The sequence below is a fragment of the Phocoenobacter uteri genome (assembly GCF_900454895.1).
GTDB lineage: Bacteria > Pseudomonadota > Gammaproteobacteria > Enterobacterales > Pasteurellaceae > Phocoenobacter > Phocoenobacter uteri.
This window is the reverse complement of sequence record NZ_UGTA01000001.1, coordinates 1,854,198-1,877,420: the sequence shown is the minus strand read 5'-3', so window position 1 is coordinate 1,877,420 and position 23,223 is coordinate 1,854,198. Positions and strand designations below refer to the sequence as shown.

General features: G+C 38.7%; 20 protein-coding genes and 1 pseudogene. 18 read left to right on the top strand and 3 right to left on the bottom strand.

What is annotated here, in order from left to right; all coding sequences use genetic code 11:
• The first annotated feature begins 27 nt into the window (after positions 1-27).
• From murC to DYE60_RS08590, 14 genes are all read left to right on the top strand, one after another.
• Positions 28-1,455, top strand: a complete 1,428-nt coding sequence (gene murC / locus DYE60_RS08655) for a UDP-N-acetylmuramate--L-alanine ligase (RefSeq protein WP_115316199.1) — start codon at positions 28-30, stop codon at positions 1,453-1,455.
• 1 nt (position 1,456) lies between these two features.
• Positions 1,457-2,368 carry a D-alanine--D-alanine ligase gene (locus tag DYE60_RS08650; RefSeq protein WP_115316198.1) on the top strand — a complete coding sequence of 304 codons (912 nt, stop codon included), beginning with the start codon at positions 1,457-1,459 and terminating at the stop codon, positions 2,366-2,368.
• The gene (locus DYE60_RS08645; RefSeq protein WP_115316197.1) at positions 2,368-3,183 is read left to right on the top strand and encodes a cell division protein FtsQ/DivIB; all 816 of its coding nucleotides are present in this window, start codon (positions 2,368-2,370) and stop codon (positions 3,181-3,183) included. The genes DYE60_RS08650 and DYE60_RS08645 overlap by 1 nt, the downstream gene beginning before the upstream one ends.
• A gap of 9 nt (positions 3,184-3,192) precedes the next feature.
• Complete coding sequence (gene ftsA / locus DYE60_RS08640) at positions 3,193-4,458, top strand: cell division protein FtsA (protein ID WP_115316196.1); 1,266 nt, start codon at positions 3,193-3,195, stop codon at positions 4,456-4,458.
• A 210-nt stretch (positions 4,459-4,668) separates the two neighbouring features.
• Positions 4,669-5,844, top strand: a complete 1,176-nt coding sequence (ftsZ, locus tag DYE60_RS08635) for a cell division protein FtsZ (RefSeq protein WP_115316195.1) — start codon at positions 4,669-4,671, stop codon at positions 5,842-5,844.
• Positions 5,845-5,883: 39 nt separating this feature from the next.
• Entirely contained in the window at positions 5,884-6,801 is a 918-nt protein-coding gene (lpxC, locus tag DYE60_RS08630; RefSeq protein ID WP_115316194.1) for a UDP-3-O-acyl-N-acetylglucosamine deacetylase, read from the top strand.
• A gap of 196 nt (positions 6,802-6,997) precedes the next feature.
• Complete coding sequence (accA, locus tag DYE60_RS08625; RefSeq protein ID WP_115316193.1) at positions 6,998-7,948, top strand: acetyl-CoA carboxylase carboxyl transferase subunit alpha; 951 nt, start codon at positions 6,998-7,000, stop codon at positions 7,946-7,948.
• A 75-nt stretch (positions 7,949-8,023) separates the two neighbouring features.
• Entirely contained in the window at positions 8,024-8,887 is an 864-nt protein-coding gene (gene pdxY, locus DYE60_RS08620; RefSeq protein ID WP_115316192.1) for a pyridoxal kinase PdxY, read from the top strand.
• A 294-nt stretch (positions 8,888-9,181) separates the two neighbouring features.
• A complete protein-coding gene (gene brnQ, locus DYE60_RS08615) occupies positions 9,182-10,474 on the top strand; it encodes a branched-chain amino acid transport system II carrier protein (RefSeq protein ID WP_115316191.1) in 1,293 nt (430 codons plus the stop codon).
• 149 nt (positions 10,475-10,623) lie between these two features.
• Positions 10,624-11,490 (top strand): peptide chain release factor N(5)-glutamine methyltransferase, encoded by an 867-nt coding sequence (prmC, locus tag DYE60_RS08610; protein WP_115316190.1) that lies wholly within the window; start codon positions 10,624-10,626, stop codon positions 11,488-11,490.
• 167 nt (positions 11,491-11,657) lie between these two features.
• On the top strand, positions 11,658-12,485 hold the full coding sequence (locus DYE60_RS08605; RefSeq protein ID WP_115316189.1) for a SirB1 family protein: 828 nt from the start codon (positions 11,658-11,660) through the stop codon (positions 12,483-12,485).
• Positions 12,486-12,511: 26 nt separating this feature from the next.
• On the top strand, positions 12,512-13,366 hold the full coding sequence (gene kdsA / locus DYE60_RS08600; protein ID WP_115316188.1) for a 3-deoxy-8-phosphooctulonate synthase: 855 nt from the start codon (positions 12,512-12,514) through the stop codon (positions 13,364-13,366).
• A 72-nt stretch (positions 13,367-13,438) separates the two neighbouring features.
• Complete coding sequence (locus DYE60_RS08595) at positions 13,439-13,963, top strand: rhodanese-like domain-containing protein (protein WP_115316187.1); 525 nt, start codon at positions 13,439-13,441, stop codon at positions 13,961-13,963.
• A gap of 119 nt (positions 13,964-14,082) precedes the next feature.
• Complete coding sequence (locus tag DYE60_RS08590) at positions 14,083-15,039, top strand: 2-hydroxyacid dehydrogenase (RefSeq protein WP_115316186.1); 957 nt, start codon at positions 14,083-14,085, stop codon at positions 15,037-15,039.
• A 73-nt stretch (positions 15,040-15,112) separates the two neighbouring features.
• Here DYE60_RS08590 and DYE60_RS08585 read toward each other — a convergent pair whose 3' ends face one another.
• The gene (locus tag DYE60_RS08585; RefSeq protein WP_172460395.1) at positions 15,113-16,213 is read right to left on the bottom strand and encodes a PTS sugar transporter subunit IIC; all 1,101 of its coding nucleotides are present in this window, start codon (positions 16,211-16,213) and stop codon (positions 15,113-15,115) included.
• A gap of 95 nt (positions 16,214-16,308) precedes the next feature.
• Positions 16,309-17,331, bottom strand: a pseudogene (locus DYE60_RS08580) (branched-chain amino acid aminotransferase); the annotation flags it as partial.
• Positions 17,332-17,517: 186 nt separating this feature from the next.
• Between DYE60_RS08580 and DYE60_RS08575 the strand changes: the two are divergent.
• The 3 genes from DYE60_RS08575 (at position 17,518) to DYE60_RS08565 (ending at position 20,728) form a co-directional block, all read left to right on the top strand.
• Positions 17,518-18,120, top strand: a complete 603-nt coding sequence (locus DYE60_RS08575) for a trimeric intracellular cation channel family protein (protein WP_115316184.1) — start codon at positions 17,518-17,520, stop codon at positions 18,118-18,120.
• Positions 18,121-18,287: 167 nt separating this feature from the next.
• A complete protein-coding gene (gene proS, locus DYE60_RS08570) occupies positions 18,288-19,997 on the top strand; it encodes a proline--tRNA ligase (RefSeq protein WP_115316183.1) in 1,710 nt (569 codons plus the stop codon).
• 5 nt (positions 19,998-20,002) lie between these two features.
• Positions 20,003-20,728, top strand: coding sequence for a 1-acylglycerol-3-phosphate O-acyltransferase (locus tag DYE60_RS08565; protein ID WP_115316182.1), 726 nt, complete (start codon positions 20,003-20,005; stop codon positions 20,726-20,728).
• Between the two features lie 90 nt (positions 20,729-20,818).
• Here the strand turns inward: DYE60_RS08565 and DYE60_RS08560 are convergent, their stop codons facing one another.
• Positions 20,819-21,379, bottom strand: a complete 561-nt coding sequence (locus DYE60_RS08560; RefSeq protein ID WP_115316181.1) for an acetate uptake transporter — start codon at positions 21,377-21,379, stop codon at positions 20,819-20,821.
• 188 nt (positions 21,380-21,567) lie between these two features.
• On the opposite strand from DYE60_RS08560, the gene prfC reads away from it, so the two are divergent.
• Positions 21,568-23,151, top strand: a complete 1,584-nt coding sequence (gene prfC, locus DYE60_RS08555; protein ID WP_115316180.1) for a peptide chain release factor 3 — start codon at positions 21,568-21,570, stop codon at positions 23,149-23,151.
• Positions 23,152-23,223 lie beyond the last annotated feature (72 nt).

Genomic DNA, 23,223 nt, shown 5'->3' with positions numbered 1-23,223 from the left:
AAAATAAGAAAGGATAAAATAATAACAATGAAAAATTATCAAGATGAAGTAAGAAAAATCATTCCTGAAATGCGTCGAGTGAAGCAAATTCACTTTATTGGCATAGGCGGTGCTGGAATGAGTGGTATTGCAGAGATTTTATTAAATGAAGGTTACCAAATTTCAGGTTCAGATATCGCTGAAAGCCCTGTCACACAAAACTTTGTTAACAATGGGGCAAAGGTTTTTATTGGACATCGTGCAGAAAATATTGAAGGGGCGAATGTAGTGGTCGTTTCAAGTGCGATTGATGAAACAAACCCTGAAATTATCGCAGCGAAAGAACAACGTATTCCAGTAATCCAGCGTGCTCAAATGCTGGCTGAAATTATGCGTTTTAGACACGGTATTGCGGTGGCGGGAACACACGGCAAAACCTCAACGACTGCAATGCTTTCAATGATTTATGCTGAAGCAAAACTTGATCCAACCTTTGTAAACGGCGGTTTAGTGAAATCAGCAGGCAAAAATGCTCACTTAGGGGCGAGCCGTTATTTAATTGCAGAGGCGGATGAAAGTGACGCGTCTTTTTTACATTTACAACCGATGGTGTCGGTCGTCACAAATATTGAACCTGATCATATGGATACTTACGGCGGTTCTTTTGATAAGATGAAAGAAACCTATGTAAAATTCTTACATAACTTGCCGTTTTATGGCTTAGCGGTAATGTGTGCCGATGATGATGATTTAATGGAATTAGTGCCACAGGTTGGACGTCAAGTGATCACTTATGGATTCAGTGAAAACGCTGATTATCGCATTGAAAATTACGAACAAACCGGTTTTCAAGGGCATTACACCGTCGTTTGTCCAAACGGCGAAAAAATCAATGTATTGCTAAACGTACCTGGTAAACACAATGCGTTGAATGCAACGGCAGCCCTCGCAGTCGCAAAAGAAGAAAATATTGCAAATGAGGCGATTTTGGCTGCGTTAGCCGATTTTCAAGGTGCAGGACGTCGTTTTGATCAGCTTGGCGAGTTTATTCGTCCGAATGGAAAAGTGCGTTTGGTGGACGATTACGGACACCACCCAACGGAAGTGGACGTGACCATTAAAGCGGCTCGAAATGGTTGGAAAGATAAGCGTGTGGTAATGATTTTTCAACCGCACCGTTATTCTCGTACTCGTGATTTATTCGATGATTTTGTGAATGTTTTATCCAATGTTGATGTGTTGATTATGCTTGATGTTTATGCAGCTGGCGAGAAACCAATCGCAGGGGCTGACAGCCGAGCATTATGCCGTTCAATTCGTAACTTGGGCAAAGTCGATCCTATTTTGGTATCGGATACCGATCAATTAGGTGAAGTATTAGATCAAGTGATTCAAGATGGCGATTTAGTGTTAGCACAAGGTGCAGGAAGTGTGAGCAAAATTTCACGCAATTTAGCAGAGAGTTGGAGAGAATAAAATGAATTTAAAAAATGAAAAAATCGCTGTTTTGTTTGGCGGTGTATCGTCAGAGCGTGAAGTGTCTTTAAAATCAGGGCAAGCGGTATTCAACGCGTTAAAAAATCTAGGTTATAACGTAGAAGCGGTGGATACTAAATTTACCCCTGTTGAAAAATTAAAAGAAATGGGCTTTCAACGTGTGTTTAATATTTTGCACGGCGGTGTAGGTGAAAATGGCGTATTGCAAGGCGTGTTAGATCAGCTTGAAATTCCTTATACCGGCAGTGATGTGATGGCATCCGCAGTCACAATGGATAAGTTCAGAACCAAATTATTATGGAAAGCGGTGGGCTTACCAACCGCAGAAATGGAAGTAGTTCACAAAGGTGAAGCGGTCAATTTTGATCAAATTCTTGCAAAATTAGGCTTGCCTCTTTTTGTTAAACCCGCTTGTGAAGGATCAAGCGTGGGGGTGGTTAAAGTTAAAACCAAAGAAGAGTTAGCCCCTGCGATTGAAGAAGCCTTAAAATATGATGATACGGTGTTAATCGAAGAATTTTTAGCAGGTGCAGAATATTCTGTGCCAGTGCTGGGCGATGAAGTATTGCCAACGGTGCAAGTGATTCCAGATGGCGAATTTTATGATTATCACGCGAAATATATTTCTGATAAAACTCAATATATTTGTCCTGCGTTAGATGATAAACGCCAAGCAGAAATTGCAGAATTAGTGATGAAAGCCCATAAAGTGCTAGGCTGTCGTGCGTGGAGTCGCATTGATGTAATGGAAAATGACAAAGGCGAGTTTTTCTTAATGGAAGCAAACACTTGTCCAGGTATGACAACGCACAGTTACTTTCCTTTTGCAGCAGCGAAGATAGGATACAGTTTTGAGCAACTTGTGGAACGTATTTTGGAGTTAAGTGTTTAATGTTGTTTCATAAAAACAATCATATATTTGCTCGGCGAAAAAAACAGCGTACACTACGACCAAATCGGTTACATCATCGAATTGGGACAACGTCGCTGTCGTTGCTCGCCTTTATTCGCCCATTGATATTGCTCTCCATTATTATTTTTGGTTATATCGCCTACACGAATGGAGCAAATTGGTTGAGTAGTTTAGATAAATCACCACTTAAATCTTATACTATTACTAATCCATTGCAATTTACCACTGACACGGATATTCGAGATGCTCTCTCGACAGGAACACCTTTAAAAGGTTATTTTGGACAAGATATCAAACAAGTTGAAGCACGATTAACCCAAATTCCTTGGGTTAACAAAGTCCTTGTTAGAAAATTATGGCCAAATAAACTAAGTTTGACCATTTTTGAGCATCAACCTGTTGCATTATGGAACAATAATAAATTATTATCTGAACAGGGAGTGGTATTTAATCTTCCTTTTGACCGTGTTAATCGGGTCGGTTTTCCAGTATTATATGGCCCTGATTCCGAAGGCAAAAAGGTATTAGATGCTTGGTGGAAAATCAAACAGGATTTGATAGTAAGAAACTTAGTGTTAAAATCTGTTACCATAGATAAACGAGGTTCATGGAAGATATCACTATCAGATGGTGTAGAATTACGACTAGGCCGAGGCGATTGGTTACCTAAAATTGACCGTTTTGTAAAAATATTTCCTCAGATTGAAATACCTGATGGAAAAATGATTTCCTATGTCGATTTACGTTATAAATACGGTGCAGCAATAGGGTTTGTTTCTAAAAATAATAAGTAGATAAAGAATATGACAAAAATAGCAGAATCTAAAGTGATCGTTGGTTTAGAAGTTGGATCTTCGAAAATTGTAACCGTCGTTGGCGAAGTTTTACCAGACGCCGTTGTAAATGTTTTGGGTACGGGAGTGTGCCCATCAAGAGGTATTGAACGAGGCAGTGTTGTTGACTTGGAAGCTGTCACCAGCTCAATCAAAAAAGCTATTGAGCAAGCGGAATCCATAGCAAATTATGAAATTCAAGGCGTCGCACTTGCAATCACAGGCAAACATATTAAAACAATTAACGAAAGTGGTTGTGTTCCTCTAGAAACTGGTGAGGTAACCAGTGAATATATCGACAGAGCGATTCGAACTGCAAGTTCAATAAAATTGGACGAAGGTTCAGAAATTCTACACGTTATTCCTCAAGAATATAAAGTCGACCATTTAGAAAAAACGAAAAAACCATTGGGTTTACAAGGTGTACGCTTACAAGCTCAGGTTCATATGATCACTTGCCACCAAGATTGGCTACGTAATTTACGTAAAGCAGTAGAAAATAATAAACTAAAAATCGATCAAGTTGTCTTTTCTGGTATGGCTTCAAGTTATTCTGTTTTAACAGAAGATGAAATGGAGCTAGGTGTATGCTTAATTGATATCGGTGGTGGGACAATGGATATCTTAGTTTATGCTGATGGTGCATTGCGTTACAGTCAAGTACTTCCATTTGCAGGAAATGAGATTACTAAACATCTTTCAGAAATCTTTATTACATCTCCGAGAGATGCAGAAACAATTAAAGTAAAATTCGCAAGTGCTGTTTATCCACCATTAACTTTTGCTGATAAAAAAATTGAAATTGCGGGTCTTGGAGGACGTTTACCACAAAATATAACCAAACAGAAGTTAGCACAAGTAACCTCTGTATGTTATACCGAACTATTAAGCATAGTAAAAGAAGAGTTAATTACCTTACAAAATGAATTAAAACAAAAAGGTATAAAATCAGATTTAACCGCAGGTATTGTTTTAACCGGTGGGGGTTCTCAGGCAGAGGATATTGTACAGTGTGCAATGGATATTTTTGGCATTCCTGCTCGAGTAGGTTACCCACAAAATATTACTGGTTTAACAGATTATGTAAACAAACCACAATATGCGACCGCTTTAGGATTGCTACAATATTGTTATTTAAACAGCGAGGATTCGCACATTACCCCTCCTCCTTTACAAAATAATGGATTTGTAAGTGGAGCAAAAAAAGTGGTTGACTGGATTAAAAAAACATTTTAAACATAAAATAATACAATGAATTATTAAAGTTATTTGGAAAATCATCTTTATTATGGAATAATATCAAGATTATGATAGTATGCACGTATTATAGCGGTGGTTTAACTATACAAATTGAATATAAAGTTATATCCAATTAAAAATCAAAATAAGTGATATTTTTAGATATACAGCATAAATGTAATACATTTACATTAGGGAGAATAAATAATGTTTGAGCCAATATACGAAGATACACCAGATGCAGTAATTAAAGTTATTGGTGTTGGTGGTGGTGGCGGTAACGCTTTAAACCATATGGTTGAAAATCAAGATGAAAATGGTGATGCAAGTGGTGTTGAGTTTTTCTCAGTCAACACGGATGCACAAGCATTACGCAAAGCCTCTGTACGCCAAACCATTCAAATTGGAGATAAAATCACCAAAGGTCTTGGTGCTGGTGCAAACCCTAATGTTGGTCGTCAGGCTGCCGAAGAAGACAGAGATGCCTTAGCCAATATGCTCTCAGGTGCAGATATGGTTTTCATTTCTGCTGGAATGGGCGGTGGTACAGGAACTGGTGCTGCTCCAGTTATCGCTGAAATTGCTAAAAATATGGAAAACCCTGCTCTTACCGTTGCAGTGGTAACAAAACCATTTAGATTTGAAGGCCGTAAACGCTTAAATTATGCAGAACAGGGTATCGCTGAACTCTCTAAATATGTTGATTCTCTAATTATCATCCCTAATGATAAATTATTAAAAGTTCTTCCTAAAAATATTAAAATGCTTGACGCATTCCAAGCTGCAAATGATGTATTGCGTAACGCAGTTCTTGGTATTACCGATATGATTACGTCACCAGGCTTAATCAATGTAGACTTTGCCGATGTTCGCACAGTAATGTCTGAAACTGGTCGTGCTATGATGGGAACTGGCGTTGGTGAAGGTGATAGTGATAGTGGTCGTGCAGAAAAAGCAGCACAAGAAGCAGTCGCAAGTCCATTATTAGAAGATGTCGATTGGAGTGAAGCAAAAGGTATCCTTGTGAGCATCACGTCTGGAATGGATATTGAGCTTGGTGAAATTTATGACGCAATGGACTTTATCCATGAATATGCATCAGAAGATGCTAACGTTGTTTTCGGAACTACTATCTATCCAGAAATGGAAGGTAAAATTCGCGTAACACTTGTTGCAACAGGTCTCGGAAATACTGAACCAGAGGTTATCAAACAACCAGCTCTAATGTCTCGTCCTGAATCGAGAGAGCCTCGTGTAAGCGTTAACCCAAATCCTTATGATAGTTTGCAAGGAACAACCCATAAAGTAAGTAATACACCTCATTCAATCAATACTGAAGAGTTAGTTACACCGACATCATTTAAAGATCTCTTAAAAAGATAAACAAACATAAATTAAAGTAATACAAGCAAAGGAAGATATATGATCAAGCAAAGAACACTTAAAAAATCTGTAAAAGTAACAGGGATCGGATTACATAGTGGTAAGAAAGTGACTCTTACCCTGCGTCCAGCACCTGAGAATACAGGTGTGATCTATGCACGAACAGATCTAGAGCCAACTGTATATTTCCCAGCAAACGCTGAAAATATCCGTGATACTCAACTTTGTACTTGTATGATCAATGATGATGGTGTAAAAATTTCAACCGTAGAACACCTAAATGCGGCAATGTCGGCAGTTGGACTTGATAATATCATTGTAGAAATAAATGCACCTGAAATTCCAATTATGGATGGAAGTTCAAGTCCATTTATTTATCTATTGCTAGATGCTGGTATTGAAGAACAAAACGCACTAAAAAAATTCATTCGCATTAAAGAAAAAGTACGTGTAGAAAATGAAGATAAATGGGCGGAATTAAAACCTTACAATGGGTTTAAATTAGATTTTACTATTGATTTTGAACACCCAGCAATCAGCAAAGATGTTGGACATTATCAGATGGAATTTTCAACCCAAAACTTTATTCAACAATTAAGTCGTGCAAGAACTTTTGGCTTTATGAAAGATATCGAAATGCTTCAATCAATGGGCTTGGCACTCGGTGGAAGTCTGGATAATGCGATTGTATTAGATCAATACCGCATCTTAAATGAAGATGGCTTACGTTTCCCTGATGAATTAGTACGCCATAAAATGCTTGATGCTGTCGGTGATTTATTCATGTGCGGCTACAATATTATTGGCGAATTTACAGCTTATAAATCAGGACATGCAGTAAACAACCAATTATTAAGAGCTGTTCTTGCAAATGAAAATGCGTGGGAATTTGTAACCTTTGATGATAAAGTAACCGTTCCTCAAGGCTACCAAGCTAAACAGCGTATTTGGTCTTAATACTCATTTAATATAAATTATACTAAATCGAGCATAGAAATATGCTCGATTATTATAAAATCTCATACTTACAGCTATAATCCTATAACCTATCCTCACCATTAAAAATATAAAAATACTAAATTTTTTCACACATTTAATCTCAAACATACTAAAATAGCCACGTTTTGTCGTATTTCTCAAAAAAGGAAACAGAATGACACAAGAATACTTAGACTTTGAACTACCTATTGCTGAACTTGAAGCAAAAATCGACGCTCTGCGTTCTACCACAGCAAATGATGATAAAATCAATCTTGATGATGAAATTAAACGTCTTCAAAAAAAATGTAATGAACTTACAACAAAAACATTTGCAGATTTAGATGCGTGGCAGATCACAAAAATGGCTCGCCATCCGAATCGCCCTTATACATTAGATTATATTGAGCGTATTTTTACTGAATTTGATGAACTCGCAGGCGATCGAGCTTATGCTGATGATCGTGCGATTGTTGGTGGAATGGCTCGTCTTGATGGACGTCCAGTCATGGTTATTGGACATCAAAAGGGACGTAGCGTTAAAGAAAAAGTCATGCGTAATTTTGGTATGCCAGCACCTGAAGGTTATCGTAAAGCATTACGCCTAATGAAAATGGCAGAACGTTTTAAAATGCCAATTATCACTTTTATCGATACGCCAGGAGCATATCCAGGTGTAGGTGCAGAAGAACGTGGGCAAGCAGAAGCAATCGCTCACAACTTACGTGAAATGTCTAAATTATCTGTTCCAGTAATTTGTACTGTTATTGGTGAAGGTGGTTCAGGTGGTGCATTAGCCATTGGTGTTGGCGATAAAATCAATATGTTACAGTACGCAGTTTATTCGGTTATCTCCCCAGAAGGCTGTGCCTCAATTCTTTGGAAAGATGCTGAAAAAGCTTCTGTTGCTGCCGAGACAATGGGGTTAACAGCAACCCGTTTACAAGAATTAAAACTGATTGATAGCATCATTGAAGAACCATTAGGTGGAGCTCAAAAAGATTTTGACTTAATCGCAAAAAATATTAAGCAACGCTTGCTTGACGATCTTGAAGATTTAGATGTAATGTCATCAGACGAACTTTTAGAACGCCGTTATACTCGACTAATGAGTTATGGTACTTAATATAAGCGGATAGATTTATATAAAAATTTACTTATATTTGTCACCATCCTCCTATTAGAAAATAAGGATCTTATTATGAAAAACGTTCTATCAATTCAATCTCACGTCGTTTATGGCTATGCGGGCAATAAAGCGGCGGTTTTTCCAATGCAGATGTTGGGAGTTGATACTTGGGCATTAAATACGGTGCAATTCTCAAATCATACTCAATATGGCAAATGGACAGGTATGGTGATTCCACAAGAGCAAATTACCGAAATTGTGCAAGGTATTGATAATATTGATTCGTTAAGTGAATGCGATGCTGTTTTATCAGGTTATATCGGTGCCGCAAGTCAAGGTAGTGCAATTTTAGATGCCGTAGCGAAAATTAAAGCGATAAATCCAAATGCAATTTATTTTTGCGATCCTGTAATGGGACACCCTGATAAAGGCTGTATTGTGGCTGATGGTGTGGCGGAATTTTTGCGTGATGAAGCAATGACAAAAGCAGATATTATTGCTCCAAACTTAGTAGAATTACGTGAATTAACAGGCTTAGAAGTAGAAAACTTTGCCCAAGCCTTAGAAGCAGTAAAAGTGATTCGTTCAAAAGGGCCGAAAAAAGTCTTGGTTAAACATTTGAGCAAGGTTGGGCAAGATCCAAGCCAATTTGAAATGTTACTTGCAAATGAAGAAGGTATTTGGCATATCAGCCGCCCATTACACGAATTTAAAGCTAAAGATCCTGTGGGCGTGGGCGATTTAACCAGTGGTATTTTCTTAGCAAATTTACTTAATGGTAAATCAGATTTAGAAGCATTTGAACACACTGCAAATGCAGTGAATGATGTGATGAGCGTAACTCAACAAAGCGGTAAATATGAATTACAAATTATTGCTGCCCGTGAATTTATTGCTAATCCAATCAGTCAATATAAAGCAGTTAAAATTAGTTAAATATTGAGCTATCTTTTTATCGGGAGGATTTAATGAGCAACACACCTCCCATTCATTTAATATAAAATTCTTTATAAGCGGTCATATTTTTTTACGATTTTGCAATTTGTAAATTCTTAAGAAAATATGACCGCTTGTTTTATCATTAGTTTTTCTAATGATAAAATGTACTAAATCCTCTTTTTTATAAAAAAACCTGTTTTGTTCATCTGATGTGATAAATTATTTTGGTTTAGTAATGTGAATTTTTTATGTTACAGTGATGCCTTAACTAATTTATCGGAGATGTTTTATATGAACAAGAATGTATTTGTTGTGGGATTTATGTTATTTGCTATCTTTTTTGGAGCAGGTAACTTAATTTTCCCACCTAAATTGGGATTGGATAGTGGCGTGGCATTTTGGCCAGCGATCATTGGTTTTGTGGTAACAGGTGTAGGCTTACCACTATTAGGTATTCTTGTGGCAACACATTACAAAGGTGGTTATAAAAAAGCATTAGAAGAAATCCACCCTTGGATCTCATTATTACTTTTAGGGGCAATTTACTTAACAATCGGACCATTCTTTGCGATTCCTCGTACAGCAGCGACCGCGTTTGATATGGCGGTGATTCCATTTATTGGCGAAGTTGATCCTGTTTCATTATTTCTATTTACCCTTGCTTATTTTGGTATCACATTATGGGTGAGCTTAAATCCAACCAAAATGGTGGATCGCATTGGTTCAATCTTAACACCAGTGCTTTTAGTTTCAATCATCGCGTTAGTGCTTAGAACAATGAGTTTGTTGATGGGTGGCGAAGCTGTTCATACAACAACTGCAATGAAAACACCATTAGTTGACGGTTTCCTTGAAGGTTATCAAACAATGGACGCATTAGCAGCCTTCGCTTTCTCAGTTGTGGTAATGAATGCAATTCGTGCTAAAGCGAGAAAAGGCGAAAGTTTAACTAAGCAAGCGACCGCAGCGAGTGCAATTGCCGCTGTTGCATTAGGTATCATCTATATCGCTATCGGTTGGATCGGTAACAAAATGCCATTGAGTGCAGAAACGATCAGTGAAGTTGCAGACTCAGGACAAAACTTAGGTGTGTTCATCTTAAACAATGCTGCAATGCAAGCCTTTGGCGAGTTAGGTAGAAGCTTACTTGGTTTAATCGTAACCCTTGCGTGTTTAACAACATCAATCGGTTTAGTGGTTGCAACCGCATCTTATTTCCACAGTGTATTTGAGAAAATCTCATACCGTACTTACGCAATCGTATTTACTTTAATCGGTTTTGGATTAGCGAACCAAGGATTAAACGCGGTAATCAGCAAATCAATCCCTGTGTTATTGATCCTTTACCCAATCTCAATGACAGCAATGCTAGTATTATTAGTAAACTTAGTTATGCCGTTATCAAGATTAGCAAGAGGTGTGCCAATCGTATTAGTAACTGTAGTGTCAATCTTATCTGTAATGGGTTCAGATTTAGTGGCAAACTTACCGCTTAAAATGTACTCAATGGAATGGCTACCATTTGCAGTAGTAGGTGCAGTGATTGGTTTTGCAATCTCAAAAACACAGAAAGTACCTGCTTAATTTGAACGTGAGCAAACACAACATATCGGCAAATAATTAAAAAATAACAACACATAAAGCCGAAAACTCACAGGTAGCATCTATAAATTTAGGTGCTACCTTTTTTGTCTGATACAATACCTCCATTATTTTTTTAACTAAACATAACGATGAACTATACCCAATGGCTGAATAGTGCGACGGCAGAACTTGCAAAAAATTGTCAGTTTGACCCTTATCTAAATCCTAAAACGGATGCAAATTTACTGTTACAATTTGTGACGAAGCGTTCCAAAGCGAGTATTTTTGCGTTTGCAGAAACCGAATTATCCAATGCAGAGCAACAGCAACTTGCCGAATTACTGCAACGCCGTTTACAAGGCGAACCAATGGCGTATATTATTGGGGAAAAAGAGTTTTGGTCATTACCTCTAAAAGTGGCAACATCCACCTTAATTCCTCGCCCTGATACGGAAAGGCTCGTTGAGGTCGCCCTTGATTTTGCTTATAAGCGGTTAGATTTTTGTGAGAATTTGCAAATTTTAGATTTAGGTACAGGCACTGGAGCTATCGCCTTAGCATTGGCAAGTGAGTTGGGGAAAAAGGCTCAAATTATCGGTGTTGATAAATCGTTAAATGCAGTACAATTGGCACAACAAAACCGCCAAAATTTAGGCTTTTCACAGGTGAGTTTTTTACAAAGTGATTGGTTTGATAGTTTGCAAAATGATACTTTTGATATTATTGTAAGTAATCCGCCTTATATTGATAAACAAGATGAAAATCTCACACAGGGCGATGTACGATTTGAACCGCTTTCAGCCTTAGTTGCCGAACAGCAAGGATTAAGCGATTTGCAAAAAATCATCAAAAATGCACCGCTTTATTTGAAATCAGAAGGTGGATTGTTCCTCGAACACGGTTGGCAGCAGGCAGAACAAGTACAACAATTATTTTCAGATAGCTTGTGGCACGAACCAAAAACAGAAAAAGATTACGGCAATAATGACCGCGTTACTTGGGCGATATTAAGGTAAAACCAGTATAAAATTTTGTAGGGGAGCATTGGCAAAGGTGCTTTGCGTATATGCTCTCGAATGTGCAGAATAAAATATTTTAGAATAATTTTATATCTAGCAACGGGCGAATATACGCAAGCAAGCCTGCGAATATCGCACCTACGATTCATTGAGTATAAAAGGTAATGAATAAACAGACAAAACAGCAAAAAGAATTAAAGCAATTTCTCTACAAAGAGCTAGTGAGAATCACAATAATGATTGAAGATGATCTGACTGAGCCACAAGTGTTTGGACAGATGTCCGCCCTCGTCAAAAAAGCAAGATATCTGGTGAATGGTGAAACGCACGAACAACGTATCAATCAATTGTTAGAGCTAGTGTATAGTATGTGGGGATTCTATTGCGATCATCAAGAATATTTTTATTATGATAATCTGCTTATCAACAAAGTATTGCAAAGCAAACAAGGAATGCCTGTTTCATTAGGGGCTGTTGTGCTTTATTTAGCTGCTGCCCTAGACTTACCCATTTATCCTGTTAATTTTCCAACACAATTGGTGCTACGAGCTGATTTTATCAGTGATAAAGGCGAACATACTACTCGCTTTATCAATCCTTGGGACGGACAATTCCTCTCTTTTTCTCAATTAGAAAAATGGTTAGAGGGCGAGTTTGGTTTTGAAACGACCTTATCCGTTGAATTTACTAAAATTGCGGAACTCAATGAACTGTTAGAGCGTTTAGAAACCGTCACTAAAATGGCTCTGACTCGTGAGGGGCAATATGAAAAAGCATTAAAACTGATTGAATATCGTCTTATTTTCACCCCTGATGATCCTTACGAAATTCGAGATCGTGGTATGGTGTTAGCCAGTTTAGACTGCTTTGATGCTGCTGCTAAAGATCTCAATTATTTTATTGAGCAATGCCCAGAAGATCCTTCAGCATTGATGCTCAAACTTGAAATGCCGACATTATTAAGTCAAACGTACGATCATAAAGTACACTAACATTTACCTAACTTTAAGGAATTTTTATGAAAAACAAAGTAATCCAACTCGATAATATCCAAATCGGTAACGACAAACCTTTTGTGTTATTCGGTGGAATGAATGTATTAGAAAGCCGTGATATGGCAATGGCAACCTGTGAAAAATATGTTGAAGTCACCCAAAAGTTAAACGTGCCTTACGTTTTCAAAGCGTCATTTGATAAAGCAAACCGCTCGTCAATCCACTCTTATCGTGGACCGGGTATGGACGAAGGCTTAAAAATCTTCCAAGAATTGAAAGACACTTTTGGTGTGAAAATCATCACAGATGTACACGAAATTTATCAATGTCAGCCTGTTGCTGAAGTTGTGGATATTATTCAACTTCCTGCTTTCTTAGCTCGCCAAACAGATTTAGTGGAAGCAATGGCTCGCACTGGGGCGATTATCAATGTGAAAAAACCACAATTTTTAAGTCCTGGACAAATGGGGAATATCGTGGAAAAAATCGCAGAATGTGGCAATGATAAAGTGATTTTATGCGATCGTGGTGCAAACTTTGGTTACGATAACTTAGTGGTAGATATGTTAGGTTTTGGCATTATGAAAAAGGCCTCACAAGGTGCACCTGTTATCTTTGACGTAACCCACTCATTACAATGCCGTGACCCATTTGGTGCAGCCTCTGGTGGTCGTCGTGATCAAGTAACCGAACTTGCACGCTCAGGAATGGCGATTGGGTTAGCAGGATTATTCCTAGAAGCCCATCCTAACCCAAATCAAGCAAAATGTGACGGTCCATCTGCGTTACCACTTTCCGCATTAGAGCCGTTTGTTGCTCAAATGAAAGCGATTGACGATTTGGTAAAATCTTTCCCTGAATTAGATACCTCAAACTAATCTCTACACGGTATGATTTTTGCAAAAAGTTGAAAAAATCATACCGCTATATTTATAAACTAAGGAGCAAAAATGAGTAATGTAAAAACAATTGAAGCAACACAATTACAACAGTGGTTAGCAAATCAAGAAGCGATCTTAGTTGATGTGCGTGAAGCGAATGAATTTAGTGAATGGCGTATTCCACAAGCGACTTTTATGCCTCTAAGCCGTCTTGATGAGCAACTTCCTCATCTTGCGAATGAAAAGCGTAAAATTGTTTTTCAATGCCTAAAAGGTAAACGTGGCGAGATGGCGACGGAAAAAGCGATGCAACAATTTCCTGATGCGGATATTTATAACCTAACAGGTGGTATTGAGGCTTGGGAGAAAGCAGAATTGCCATTGATTCGTGAGCAAGCCAAAGGCAAAATGCCAATAATGCGCCAAGTTTTAACCGCTGCGGGTTCATTGAATATCTTATTTTCATTGATTGGTTTTGGTTCTACGTTGGGGACATTATTAACACTTTTCTTAGGCTGTGGCTTGGTTTTTGCCGGTGTAACGGGAAAATGTGGAATGGCAATGTTACTCCAAAAAATGCCGTGGAATAAATAATCATAATAAAATCGAATTATTATAAAATTAATGTTACGTCACATTTTTATCATCAAAGGCTTGCTCAATCGAACAAGCCTTTTATAATTGAAATCATCTAACCGAACAGGAGAATTTCAATGTTAAATATTGTGTTTTTAGAAAGTTTTGCGATACCAAGCACACATCACATTCCTCGTCCTACTTTTCCACATCATTGGACAGAATACACCCATACCACAGCTGATCAAGTTCACGAGCGAGCCAAAGAGGCGGATATTGTGATTATGAGTAAAATCAATTTTACTCGTGAAGTAATGGCGAACTTACCAAAATTAAAATTGATTGCAATTACCGCAACTGGCACCAATAACGTGGATTTAGTGGCAGCAAAAGAATTAGGCATTGCAGTGAAAAATGTGACGGGCTATTCCAGTGTTACCGTGCCTGAACACGTGCTTGGTATGATATTTTCATTGAAACATCAGCTGATTGCTTATCATAAAGATCAAGTGTTAACAGATCGTTGGGCAACCTGTGGACAATTCTATTATGCCGATTTTCCGATTAGCGATATTCGTAGCTCAACCATTGGGATTTTTGGTAAAGGCTGTTTGGGTACAGAAGTCGGGCGTTTAGCACAACTGTTAGGAATGAAGGTGCTTTATGCGGAACATAAAGGTGCAACCATCATCCGAGAAGGTTATACCCCTTTTGAAACGGTGTTAAAAGAGGCTGACATTGTGACCTTGCATTGTCCTTTAACAGAAAATACTCAAAATCTGATTAACGCTGAAACCTTAGCCTTAATGAAACCAAATGCGATTTTAATCAACACGGGGCGTGGTCCATTGGTTGATGAAATGGCGTTACTCAATGCCTTAGAAACCGGACAAATCGCAGGAGCAGGGATTGATGTGATGATCCAAGAACCGCCACAAATTGATAATCCGTTAATGCAAGCCGCTAAACGTTTACCGAATTTATTGATTACCCCACACGTTGCTTGGGCAAGTGAGTCAGCAGTAACAACACTGTGTGATAAAGTGGCTCAAAATATTGAAGATTTTGTGAAAGAGTTAGCACAGCACCAATAAGCGGTCATATTTTTTTACATTTTTGCAAAAAAGAAACCCTCTAAGAATTGTTAGAGGGTTTTTTATAAATAGCTTATTGATGTTCAAAACGGTAAATTTTTGCACTGTATCCTTTGACCGTTTTACAACAAATCAAATGCACAATGAACGCACCTAAGAACGGGATAACGGCATAACTGAGTAAAACTCTGGTCAGTGGCATATCTAGCCCAGCATTGATTGCTTGGTTATAGGCTTCAATAGGTCCAATCATTCCCGCAAGACCAAATCCTGCACTAATTGGCGTGCCGGTGATATGGAATGAGTAAGCGGTCACCCCAACAATAATGGCATTGGATATCAAAGCGACATACATAATCGGTGCTTTGAATAAATTTGGGATCATCATTTTCATCGCCCCTAAAAATACCGCTAAGGCAACGCCGGATTTATTTCTAGCGTATAACGAGCCAATCACTAGCACGGCAGCGGTGCTTGTGACGCCTAAATTAGCCGCACCTGAAGCTAGCCCTGATAAGCTAATAATCAAACTAATCGCGACCGTTGAAATGGGTGAAATAATCAAGACGGCAAATGAAATAGCAATCAGAATGCTCATCAGTAATGGCTGTAATTGGGTGAAATATAGGATCATTTTTCCAATAGCAACAGTTACGCTAGCAATATAAGGTAGTGCCATTAAGCCCAAAAATCCCACCAATGCCCCTGCGATAATAGGCTGTATGAGTATCGTTAATGAACCTAAGCGATCTTTTAACCACAGCGTAATCAGCACGGAAAGGCTCGTAAAAATGAGGACGTTGAGCAGATCACCAATCCCCACAAGCATTAAACCGTTATCGGTATGCTTTAATACACCCGAAGAGACAAAGGCGGCAGCCCCGATAATGGTGGCTTTCATCGGATTTAATTTAAACGCAAGAGCGACTAAAATCCCCGTAATAAATGAAACCAACCCTTGCATTACCACCAACGCGTCCATAAATACGGCGATGGAGGGAATATGCACAAAAGGCTTTAACGCTGTACCAAGAATAGCATTGGGTGAAAGTGCAATCACGACCGCCTGTGCCATACCAAATAATAATTTATATAAAAAATCTTTAATATGTTGCGTCGCGGTCAGTGAATCTGTGGTTATTTCCTCATTGGGAATAGAAATTTGTTGTGTCATAGTGTGTACTTCCTGTTATTTTAAATAATCTTATTTTTGTACAAAAAAACCTGCAAAGTGGTTAAACAATGCAGGTCGATGAAAATATACATTGTTTATATTTTTACGATCCAATTTTCTGGTGCAGGCACATCGCCAAATTGGATACCCACTAACTCGTTATACAGTTTTTTTGTGATTTCGCCGACTTCGGATTCACTGAAAAAGACGTGAAAATTATCTTTATATTGAATTCCACCAATTGGTGTAATCACAAGTGCTGTACCACAAGCCCCCGCTTCTTTATATCGATCTAATTGATCAATATAAATGTCACCTTCAATTGCTTCTAAGCCTAAACGCTCTTTGGCTAAGTAGAGTAATGAATATTTTGTGATACTCGGCAAAATTGATGGCGAAGCTGGGGTGACAAAACAATTATCGTGGGTAATCGCAAAAAAGTTGGCAGCTCCCACTTCTTCAATTTTGGTATGCGTGGCAGGATCAAGATAGATACAATCCGCAAATTGACGTTGTTTGGCTAATTTTGCTGGCAATAAACTGGCTGCGTAGTTTCCACCGACTTTTGCCGCCCCTGTACCTTGCGGTGCAGCACGGTCATAGTCTGAAATTAAGAAATTGGTCGGTTTTAAGCCCCCTTTCACATAAGAGCCAACAGGGGTACAAAAAACGCAAAAAATGTATTCTTTGGCAGGGTTGATACCAAGATTATCACCAACACCAATCACAAAGGGACGAAGATAAAGCGTTGCACCTGAGCCATAAGGCCCAAGCCACGCTTCATTTGCTTTCACTACCTGCTTACAAGCCTCAATAAACAAATCCTCTGGAACTGGTGGCATCAAAAGACGCTCACAAGAACGCTGTAATCGTTTTGCATTTTCATCAGGACGGAATAAATTGATAGAGCCATCTTTACAGCGATAGGCTTTTAATCCCTCAAAACATTGTTGCCCATAATGTAATGCTGGCGAGGCTTCACTCATTGTTAGTTGATTATCTTCAACAAGCTGACCAGATTCCCATTGCCCTTCTTTGAAGCGAGCAACAAAACGAAAATCGGTTTTGATATATTCAAGACCTAAATTGTTCCAATCTAAATTTTTCATGTTGTGTTTCCTTTTTTTATTATAGTATTCGCACTGTTATTATTTTTTGTGCTTTTTCTTTTTAAATAAAAAATAAAATACTGTCAATCATAAAATTAAAGATTTTATATATAATTTGGCATAAAATATCAGGCTAAAATTTTGACGATTTTGCAAATTTTGATCAAAATCCTACCGCTTGTTAAAGGAGAATAAATGTTTCTTTATATTTTTGATCTGCTTGGAACCGCAATTTTTGCTGTGTCGGGGGTGTCAATGGCGTTTCGATTAAAAATGGATGCTGTTGGCGTGTTAGTTTTAGCCAGTGTGGTCGCTATTGGTGGCGGTACAATTCGGGATCTTATCTTAGATGCCCCAGTGTTTTGGCTTACCGATAATAATTATATTTGGATCGTCGTTGCCACCTGTGCCTTGATGATAGCCTTTATTAAAAAACCGACACGTATCCCGTGGTATGTTCTCCCCGTTTCTGATGCGGTCGGCTTAGCGGTATTTACAGTAATCGGTGCAGAAAAAGCCTTACATTATGGCTTCTCGCCAACGGTTGCGGTGCTAATGGGAACTCTCACCGGCTGTGGAGGCGGAGCAATTCGTGATGTGCTTGCTGGTCAAATTCCCTTTATTTTCCAAAAAGAAATTTACGCTTCTGCTTGCATCATCGGTGGATCGGTGTACTGCTTATTAGATTATTCTCACTTACCACGAGTGATCAATATTTTAGTCGCTGCAGGGGTGGTGTTAGCCATTCGTTTAACGGCGATAAAATGGCAACTTTCTTTGCCAACTTTTTCAAAATAAAATGTGATGAAAACGAGATGTTGTAACTGTGCTGAACAAAGATAATCACACATTAAAATTATTTGTTACAATACTCGTTTACCAATAAAAATTTTTTCGCTATATTGCTGGTTTTTCTTTAAAATAGCACCAGTTTTCAAAATTACATATAAAAATAGGAATATAAAATGCGTACAACTCAATATTTACTTTCAACCTTAAAAGAAACCCCAAATGATGCACAGGTGGTAAGCCACCAGTTAATGTTACGTGCGGGGATGATCAGACCTTTGGCGTCAGGGCTTTACACTTGGTTGCCAACAGGGCTGCGAGTGTTGAAAAAAGTAGAAAATATCGTGCGTGAAGAAATGAATAAAGCGGCGGTTGAAGTGTCTATGCCGGTTGTTCAACCTGCGGATCTTTGGATTGAATCACAACGTTGGGACGATTACGGCCCTGAATTATTACGTTTTGATGATCGTGGCAATCGTCCGTTCGTATTAGGCCCAACTCACGAAGAAGTGATCACCGATTTAGTTCGTCGTGAAGTGACCTCATACAAACAATTACCGTTAAATTTATACCAAATTCAAACTAAATTCCGTGATGAAGTGCGTCCTCGTTTTGGGGTAATGCGTTCACGTGAATTCTTAATGAAAGACGCTTACTCTTTCCATACTAGCACCGAGTGTTTACAAAATACGTATGAAGTGATGCACCAAACCTATTGCAATATTTTCAATCGCTTAGGCTTAGATTTCCGTCCTGTTCAAGCAGATACTGGCTCAATCGGTGGTAATGCGTCACACGAGTTCCAAGTATTAGCACAAAGTGGCGAAGACGATATCGTATTCTCAACAGAATCGGATTACGCAGCCAATATTGAATTAGCAGAAGCAGTGGCTGTGGGCGAAAAACACGCACCAACCAAAGAAATGGCATTGATGGACACGCCAAATGCGAAAACCATTGCCGAAGTGGTCGAGCAATTTGATGTGGCGATTGAGAAAACCGTTAAAACTTTAGTGGTAAAAGGGGCAAGCGAAGAGCAACCGTTAATCGCATTGGTGTTACGTGGCGATCACGACTTAAATGAAATCAAAGCCATTAAATTACCAGAAGTAGCTGAACCTTTTGAATTTGCTGATGAAGCAGAGATTAAAGCTAAAATCGGTGCAGGTGTAGGTTCACTAGGGGTTGTAAATATGCCAATTCCTGTGATTATCGACCGTAGCGTTGAGTTAATGAGCGATTTCACCACAGGGGCAAACATTGACGGTAAACACTATTTCAATGTGAACTGGGAACGTGATGTAGCGTTACCAAAAGTCGCAGATTTACGTAACGTTGTGGAAGGCGATCCAAGTCCAGACGGTAAAGGTACATTATTGATTAAACGTGGTATTGAAGTAGGACATATTTTCCAACTTGGTTCAAAATATTCAGAAGCAATGAACGCAACAGTGCAAGGCGAAGACGGTCGTCCACAAACCTTAATTATGGGTTGTTATGGTATCGGTGTTTCTCGTGTGGTTGCCGCAGCGATTGAGCAAAATCACGATGGGCGTGGTATTAAATGGTCAAATGCGATTGCACCTTTCACGGTGGCGATTGTGCCAATGAATATGCACAAATCTGATGAAGTAAAACAAGAAGCTGAAGCCCTTTATGAGCAATTAAAAGCCTTGAATATTGATGTGATTTTTGATGATCGTAAAGAGCGTCCAGGTGTGATGTTTGCGGATATGGAATTGATCGGCGTGCCACACACCATCGTAATCGGACAGCGTAGTCTTGAAAATGGTGAGCTTGAATATAAGAGCCGTCACACAGGCGAAAAACAGATGATCGCCAAAGATCAAATGGTTGAGTTTATTCAATCACAATTAAAAGGTTAAGTTTTATGCTTAAATTTTTACGAATTATCGTCGTGGTTTTATTAGCGATTGGGATTTGTTTAATCGGCTCAATTTATTCATTGTGCCGTTTTAAAAACCCGAATAATGTACATTTTATTGTAAAAATGCTGGGTTGGTTACATCATTTTGTGGGGATTAAAGTGATTCTTCGCCCTAAAAATGAATTTACCCAACCTGCTATTTATATTGCAAATCATCAAAACAACTACGATATGGTTACCATCTCCGCCATGGTACAACCGAATACGGTCAGCGTGGGTAAACGTAGCCTTCTATGGATTCCATTTTTTGGTTTACTTTATTGGAGTAGCGGTAATATTTTGATTCATCGTGAAAATCACAATAGTGCGATTAGAACAATGAGCAAAGTAGCGAAAATCATTAAAGAGAACAAAATCTCAATTTGGATGTTCCCAGAAGGGACGCGTAGTCGTGGACGTGGTTTACTTCCATTTAAACGTGGGGCGTTTCATACCGCCATCGCAGCTGGTGTGCCAATCGTCCCAGTGGTATGTTCTAACACTCACAACAAAATAGATTTAAACCGTTGGGATAATGGTTATGTGATTTGTGAAACCTTAGAACCTATTGATACAGCGAACTATTCTCGTGAGAATATCAATGAGTTAATCCAACTTTGTTATGACAGAATGGAAGCAAAAATTGCAGAGCTGAATAGCGAAGTGGCAGAGTTAGAAAAATCTGCTTAACGGTTTTATAACCATATAAAAAAGGCGAAATAAGTATTTCTTATTCCGCCTTTTTCTATATTAAAAATTTATTCTACAACAAATCTATAATTACTTAGGTGCACCCACTGGCAATACAGTACGACCAAAACTTTCATTGATCATTTCTGCTGCTGCTAAGTAGAATGCTGCTAATGCCGTTGCATAACCGAAGTAACCACCGATATGGCTGATTGCGTGATTTCCAGTGAAATCGCCCGCTGCCAATAGGTAGAAGGTGATAGTTAATAATGCAAAAATAGTTTGCAATGCACGAGGTTTAGTTAATGAAGCCACGAACATCATCAGGGTGAATGTACCCCAAGCGACTAAATACCAAGCAACGAATGACGCTTCCACGCCTGTTGCAAAGAAGATTTTGAATAATGCGAAGCTCCACCAGAATGCACCATAGCTCGTAAATGCAGTGAAACCAAAAGTGTTACCTTTTGAAAATTCAAACATACCTGCGATCATTTGTGCAGTACCGCCGAATGCTAATCCCATTGCTAGTACTAAGCCCACATTTGAACCTGCAAAATGTCCCGCATTGATTAGGCTAAGTAGCCACGTTGTTAAAGCAAAACCACAAAGTCCTAATGGACCCGGATTTGTTGATACTTGTTTGTTCATAAAAAGTCCTTCCGAATTAAAAGCGTGGATTTTAACAAAAATTAGCAACTTTGCTATGTTTTTTGTATTTAAAAAGGCTTTTTTGCAAATTTTTATACAAATATGACCGCTTATGTTGTAGTAAAAGACAATATAAGAGAAAATAGCCCCTAAATTTTTAATCATAATGAATAACAAACGGAAATAAAATGAGTTATCCACAACAACAAGTTGATAAAAGACGTACTTTTGCGATTATTTCGCACCCCGATGCAGGTAAAACCACTATCACAGAAAAAGTGTTACTTTACGGACAAGCCATTCAAACTGCTGGCTCAGTAAAAGGCAAAGGTTCTGCTCAGCACGCAAAATCAGACTGGATGGAAATGGAAAAACAACGTGGGATTTCCATTACTACCTCAGTAATGCAGTTCCCTTATAACGATTGCTTAGTCAATTTATTAGACACACCAGGACACGAAGACTTCTCGGAAGATACTTACCGCACGCTAACGGCGGTGGATAGCTGTTTAATGGTGATTGACTCAGCAAAAGGTGTTGAGGAACGAACCATTAAACTGATGGAAGTTACTCGCTTGCGTGATACGCCGATCATCACATTTATGAATAAATGTGACCGTGATATTCGTGATCCACTGGAATTATTAGACGAAGTTGAAGACGTTTTAAAAATCAACTGTGCACCGATCACTTGGCCTATCGGCTGTGGAAAACTCTTTAAAGGGGTTTATCACTTAGCCAAAGATGAAACTTATCTGTATCAAACAGGGCAAGGACATAAAATCCAAGAAGTCCGTGTAATTAAAGGCTTAGATAATCCTGAATTAGACGCAACCGTCGGTGATGATTTAGCCTCACAATTGCGTGATGAATTAGAATTAGTGTTAGGGGCAAGCAATGAATTTGACCTTGACGCATTCTTAAAAGGCGAATTGACCCCTGTTTACTTCGGAACGGCATTGGGTAACTTTGGTGTAAACCATTTCTTAGATGGCTTAACCGAATGGGCACCAGCACCGCAATCTCGTGAAACAGATACCCGTAAAGTTGAGGCAAAAGAAGATAAATTCAGTGGTTTTGTGTTTAAAATCCAAGCAAATATGGATCCAAAACACCGAGATCGTGTCGCATTTATGCGTATTGTTTCAGGTAAATATGAAAAAGGAATGAAATTAAAACACGTTCGTATCGGAAAAGATGTAGTGATTTCAGACGCTTTAACCTTTATGGCGGGGGATCGCTCCCACGCTGACGAGGCGTATGCGGGGGATATTATCGGCTTGCACAATCACGGCACAATCCAAATCGGCGACACCTTCACACAAGGCGAGCTGATGAAATTCACTGGCATTCCAAACTTCGCCCCTGAATTGTTCCGCCGTATCCGTTTAAAAGATCCATTAAAACAAAAACAACTGTTAAAAGGCTTAGTACAACTTTCAGAAGAAGGGGCGGTGCAAGTATTCCGTCCACTTATCAACAACGATTTAATCGTGGGTGCAGTGGGTGTGTTACAGTTTGATGTGGTTGTAGCTCGCTTAAAAGCGGAATATAACGTAGAGGCGATTTATGAAAGCGTAAACGTCGCAACCGCTCGTTGGGTTGAATGCGATGACGTGAAAAAATTTGAAGAATTCAAACGCAAAAATGAACAGAATTTAGCCCTAGACGGCGGTGATAACTTAACTTATATCGCCCCAACAATGGTGAATCTGAACCTTGCTCACGAACGCTATCCTGATGTGAAGTTCTTCCAAACAAGAGAGCATTAGTCTTAATTTTCAAGCGGTCATATTTTCTTAGAAATTTGCAAATTTTAGTGAAAATATGACCGCTTGTATGTT

Excerpts from the sequence above, each read along its gene's own strand:
- DYE60_RS08605 (WP_115316189.1), top strand. The coding sequence starts at position 11,658 with ATGAATAAACAGACAAAACAGCAAAAAGAATTAAAGCAATTTCTCTAC.
- prfC (WP_115316180.1), top strand. The coding sequence starts at position 21,568 with ATGAGTTATCCACAACAACAAGTTGATAAAAGACGTACTTTTGCGATT.
- DYE60_RS08645 (WP_115316197.1), top strand. The coding sequence starts at position 2,368 with ATGTTGTTTCATAAAAACAATCATATATTTGCTCGGCGAAAAAAACAG.
- accA (WP_115316193.1), top strand. The coding sequence starts at position 6,998 with ATGACACAAGAATACTTAGACTTTGAACTACCTATTGCTGAACTTGAA.
- ftsA (WP_115316196.1), top strand. The coding sequence starts at position 3,193 with ATGACAAAAATAGCAGAATCTAAAGTGATCGTTGGTTTAGAAGTTGGA.
- ftsZ (WP_115316195.1), top strand. The coding sequence starts at position 4,669 with ATGTTTGAGCCAATATACGAAGATACACCAGATGCAGTAATTAAAGTT.
- kdsA (WP_115316188.1), top strand. The coding sequence starts at position 12,512 with ATGAAAAACAAAGTAATCCAACTCGATAATATCCAAATCGGTAACGAC.
- DYE60_RS08650 (WP_115316198.1), top strand. The coding sequence starts at position 1,457 with ATGAATTTAAAAAATGAAAAAATCGCTGTTTTGTTTGGCGGTGTATCG.
- proS (WP_115316183.1), top strand. The coding sequence starts at position 18,288 with ATGCGTACAACTCAATATTTACTTTCAACCTTAAAAGAAACCCCAAAT.
- prmC (WP_115316190.1), top strand. The coding sequence starts at position 10,624 with ATGAACTATACCCAATGGCTGAATAGTGCGACGGCAGAACTTGCAAAA.
- DYE60_RS08560 (WP_115316181.1), bottom strand. The coding sequence starts at position 21,379 with ATGAACAAACAAGTATCAACAAATCCGGGTCCATTAGGACTTTGTGGT.
- murC (WP_115316199.1), top strand. The coding sequence starts at position 28 with ATGAAAAATTATCAAGATGAAGTAAGAAAAATCATTCCTGAAATGCGT.
- DYE60_RS08575 (WP_115316184.1), top strand. The coding sequence starts at position 17,518 with ATGTTTCTTTATATTTTTGATCTGCTTGGAACCGCAATTTTTGCTGTG.
- DYE60_RS08590 (WP_115316186.1), top strand. The coding sequence starts at position 14,083 with ATGTTAAATATTGTGTTTTTAGAAAGTTTTGCGATACCAAGCACACAT.
- brnQ (WP_115316191.1), top strand. The coding sequence starts at position 9,182 with ATGAACAAGAATGTATTTGTTGTGGGATTTATGTTATTTGCTATCTTT.
- lpxC (WP_115316194.1), top strand. The coding sequence starts at position 5,884 with ATGATCAAGCAAAGAACACTTAAAAAATCTGTAAAAGTAACAGGGATC.
- pdxY (WP_115316192.1), top strand. The coding sequence starts at position 8,024 with ATGAAAAACGTTCTATCAATTCAATCTCACGTCGTTTATGGCTATGCG.
- DYE60_RS08585 (WP_172460395.1), bottom strand. The coding sequence starts at position 16,213 with ATGACACAACAAATTTCTATTCCCAATGAGGAAATAACCACAGATTCA.
- DYE60_RS08595 (WP_115316187.1), top strand. The coding sequence starts at position 13,439 with ATGAGTAATGTAAAAACAATTGAAGCAACACAATTACAACAGTGGTTA.
- DYE60_RS08565 (WP_115316182.1), top strand. The coding sequence starts at position 20,003 with ATGCTTAAATTTTTACGAATTATCGTCGTGGTTTTATTAGCGATTGGG.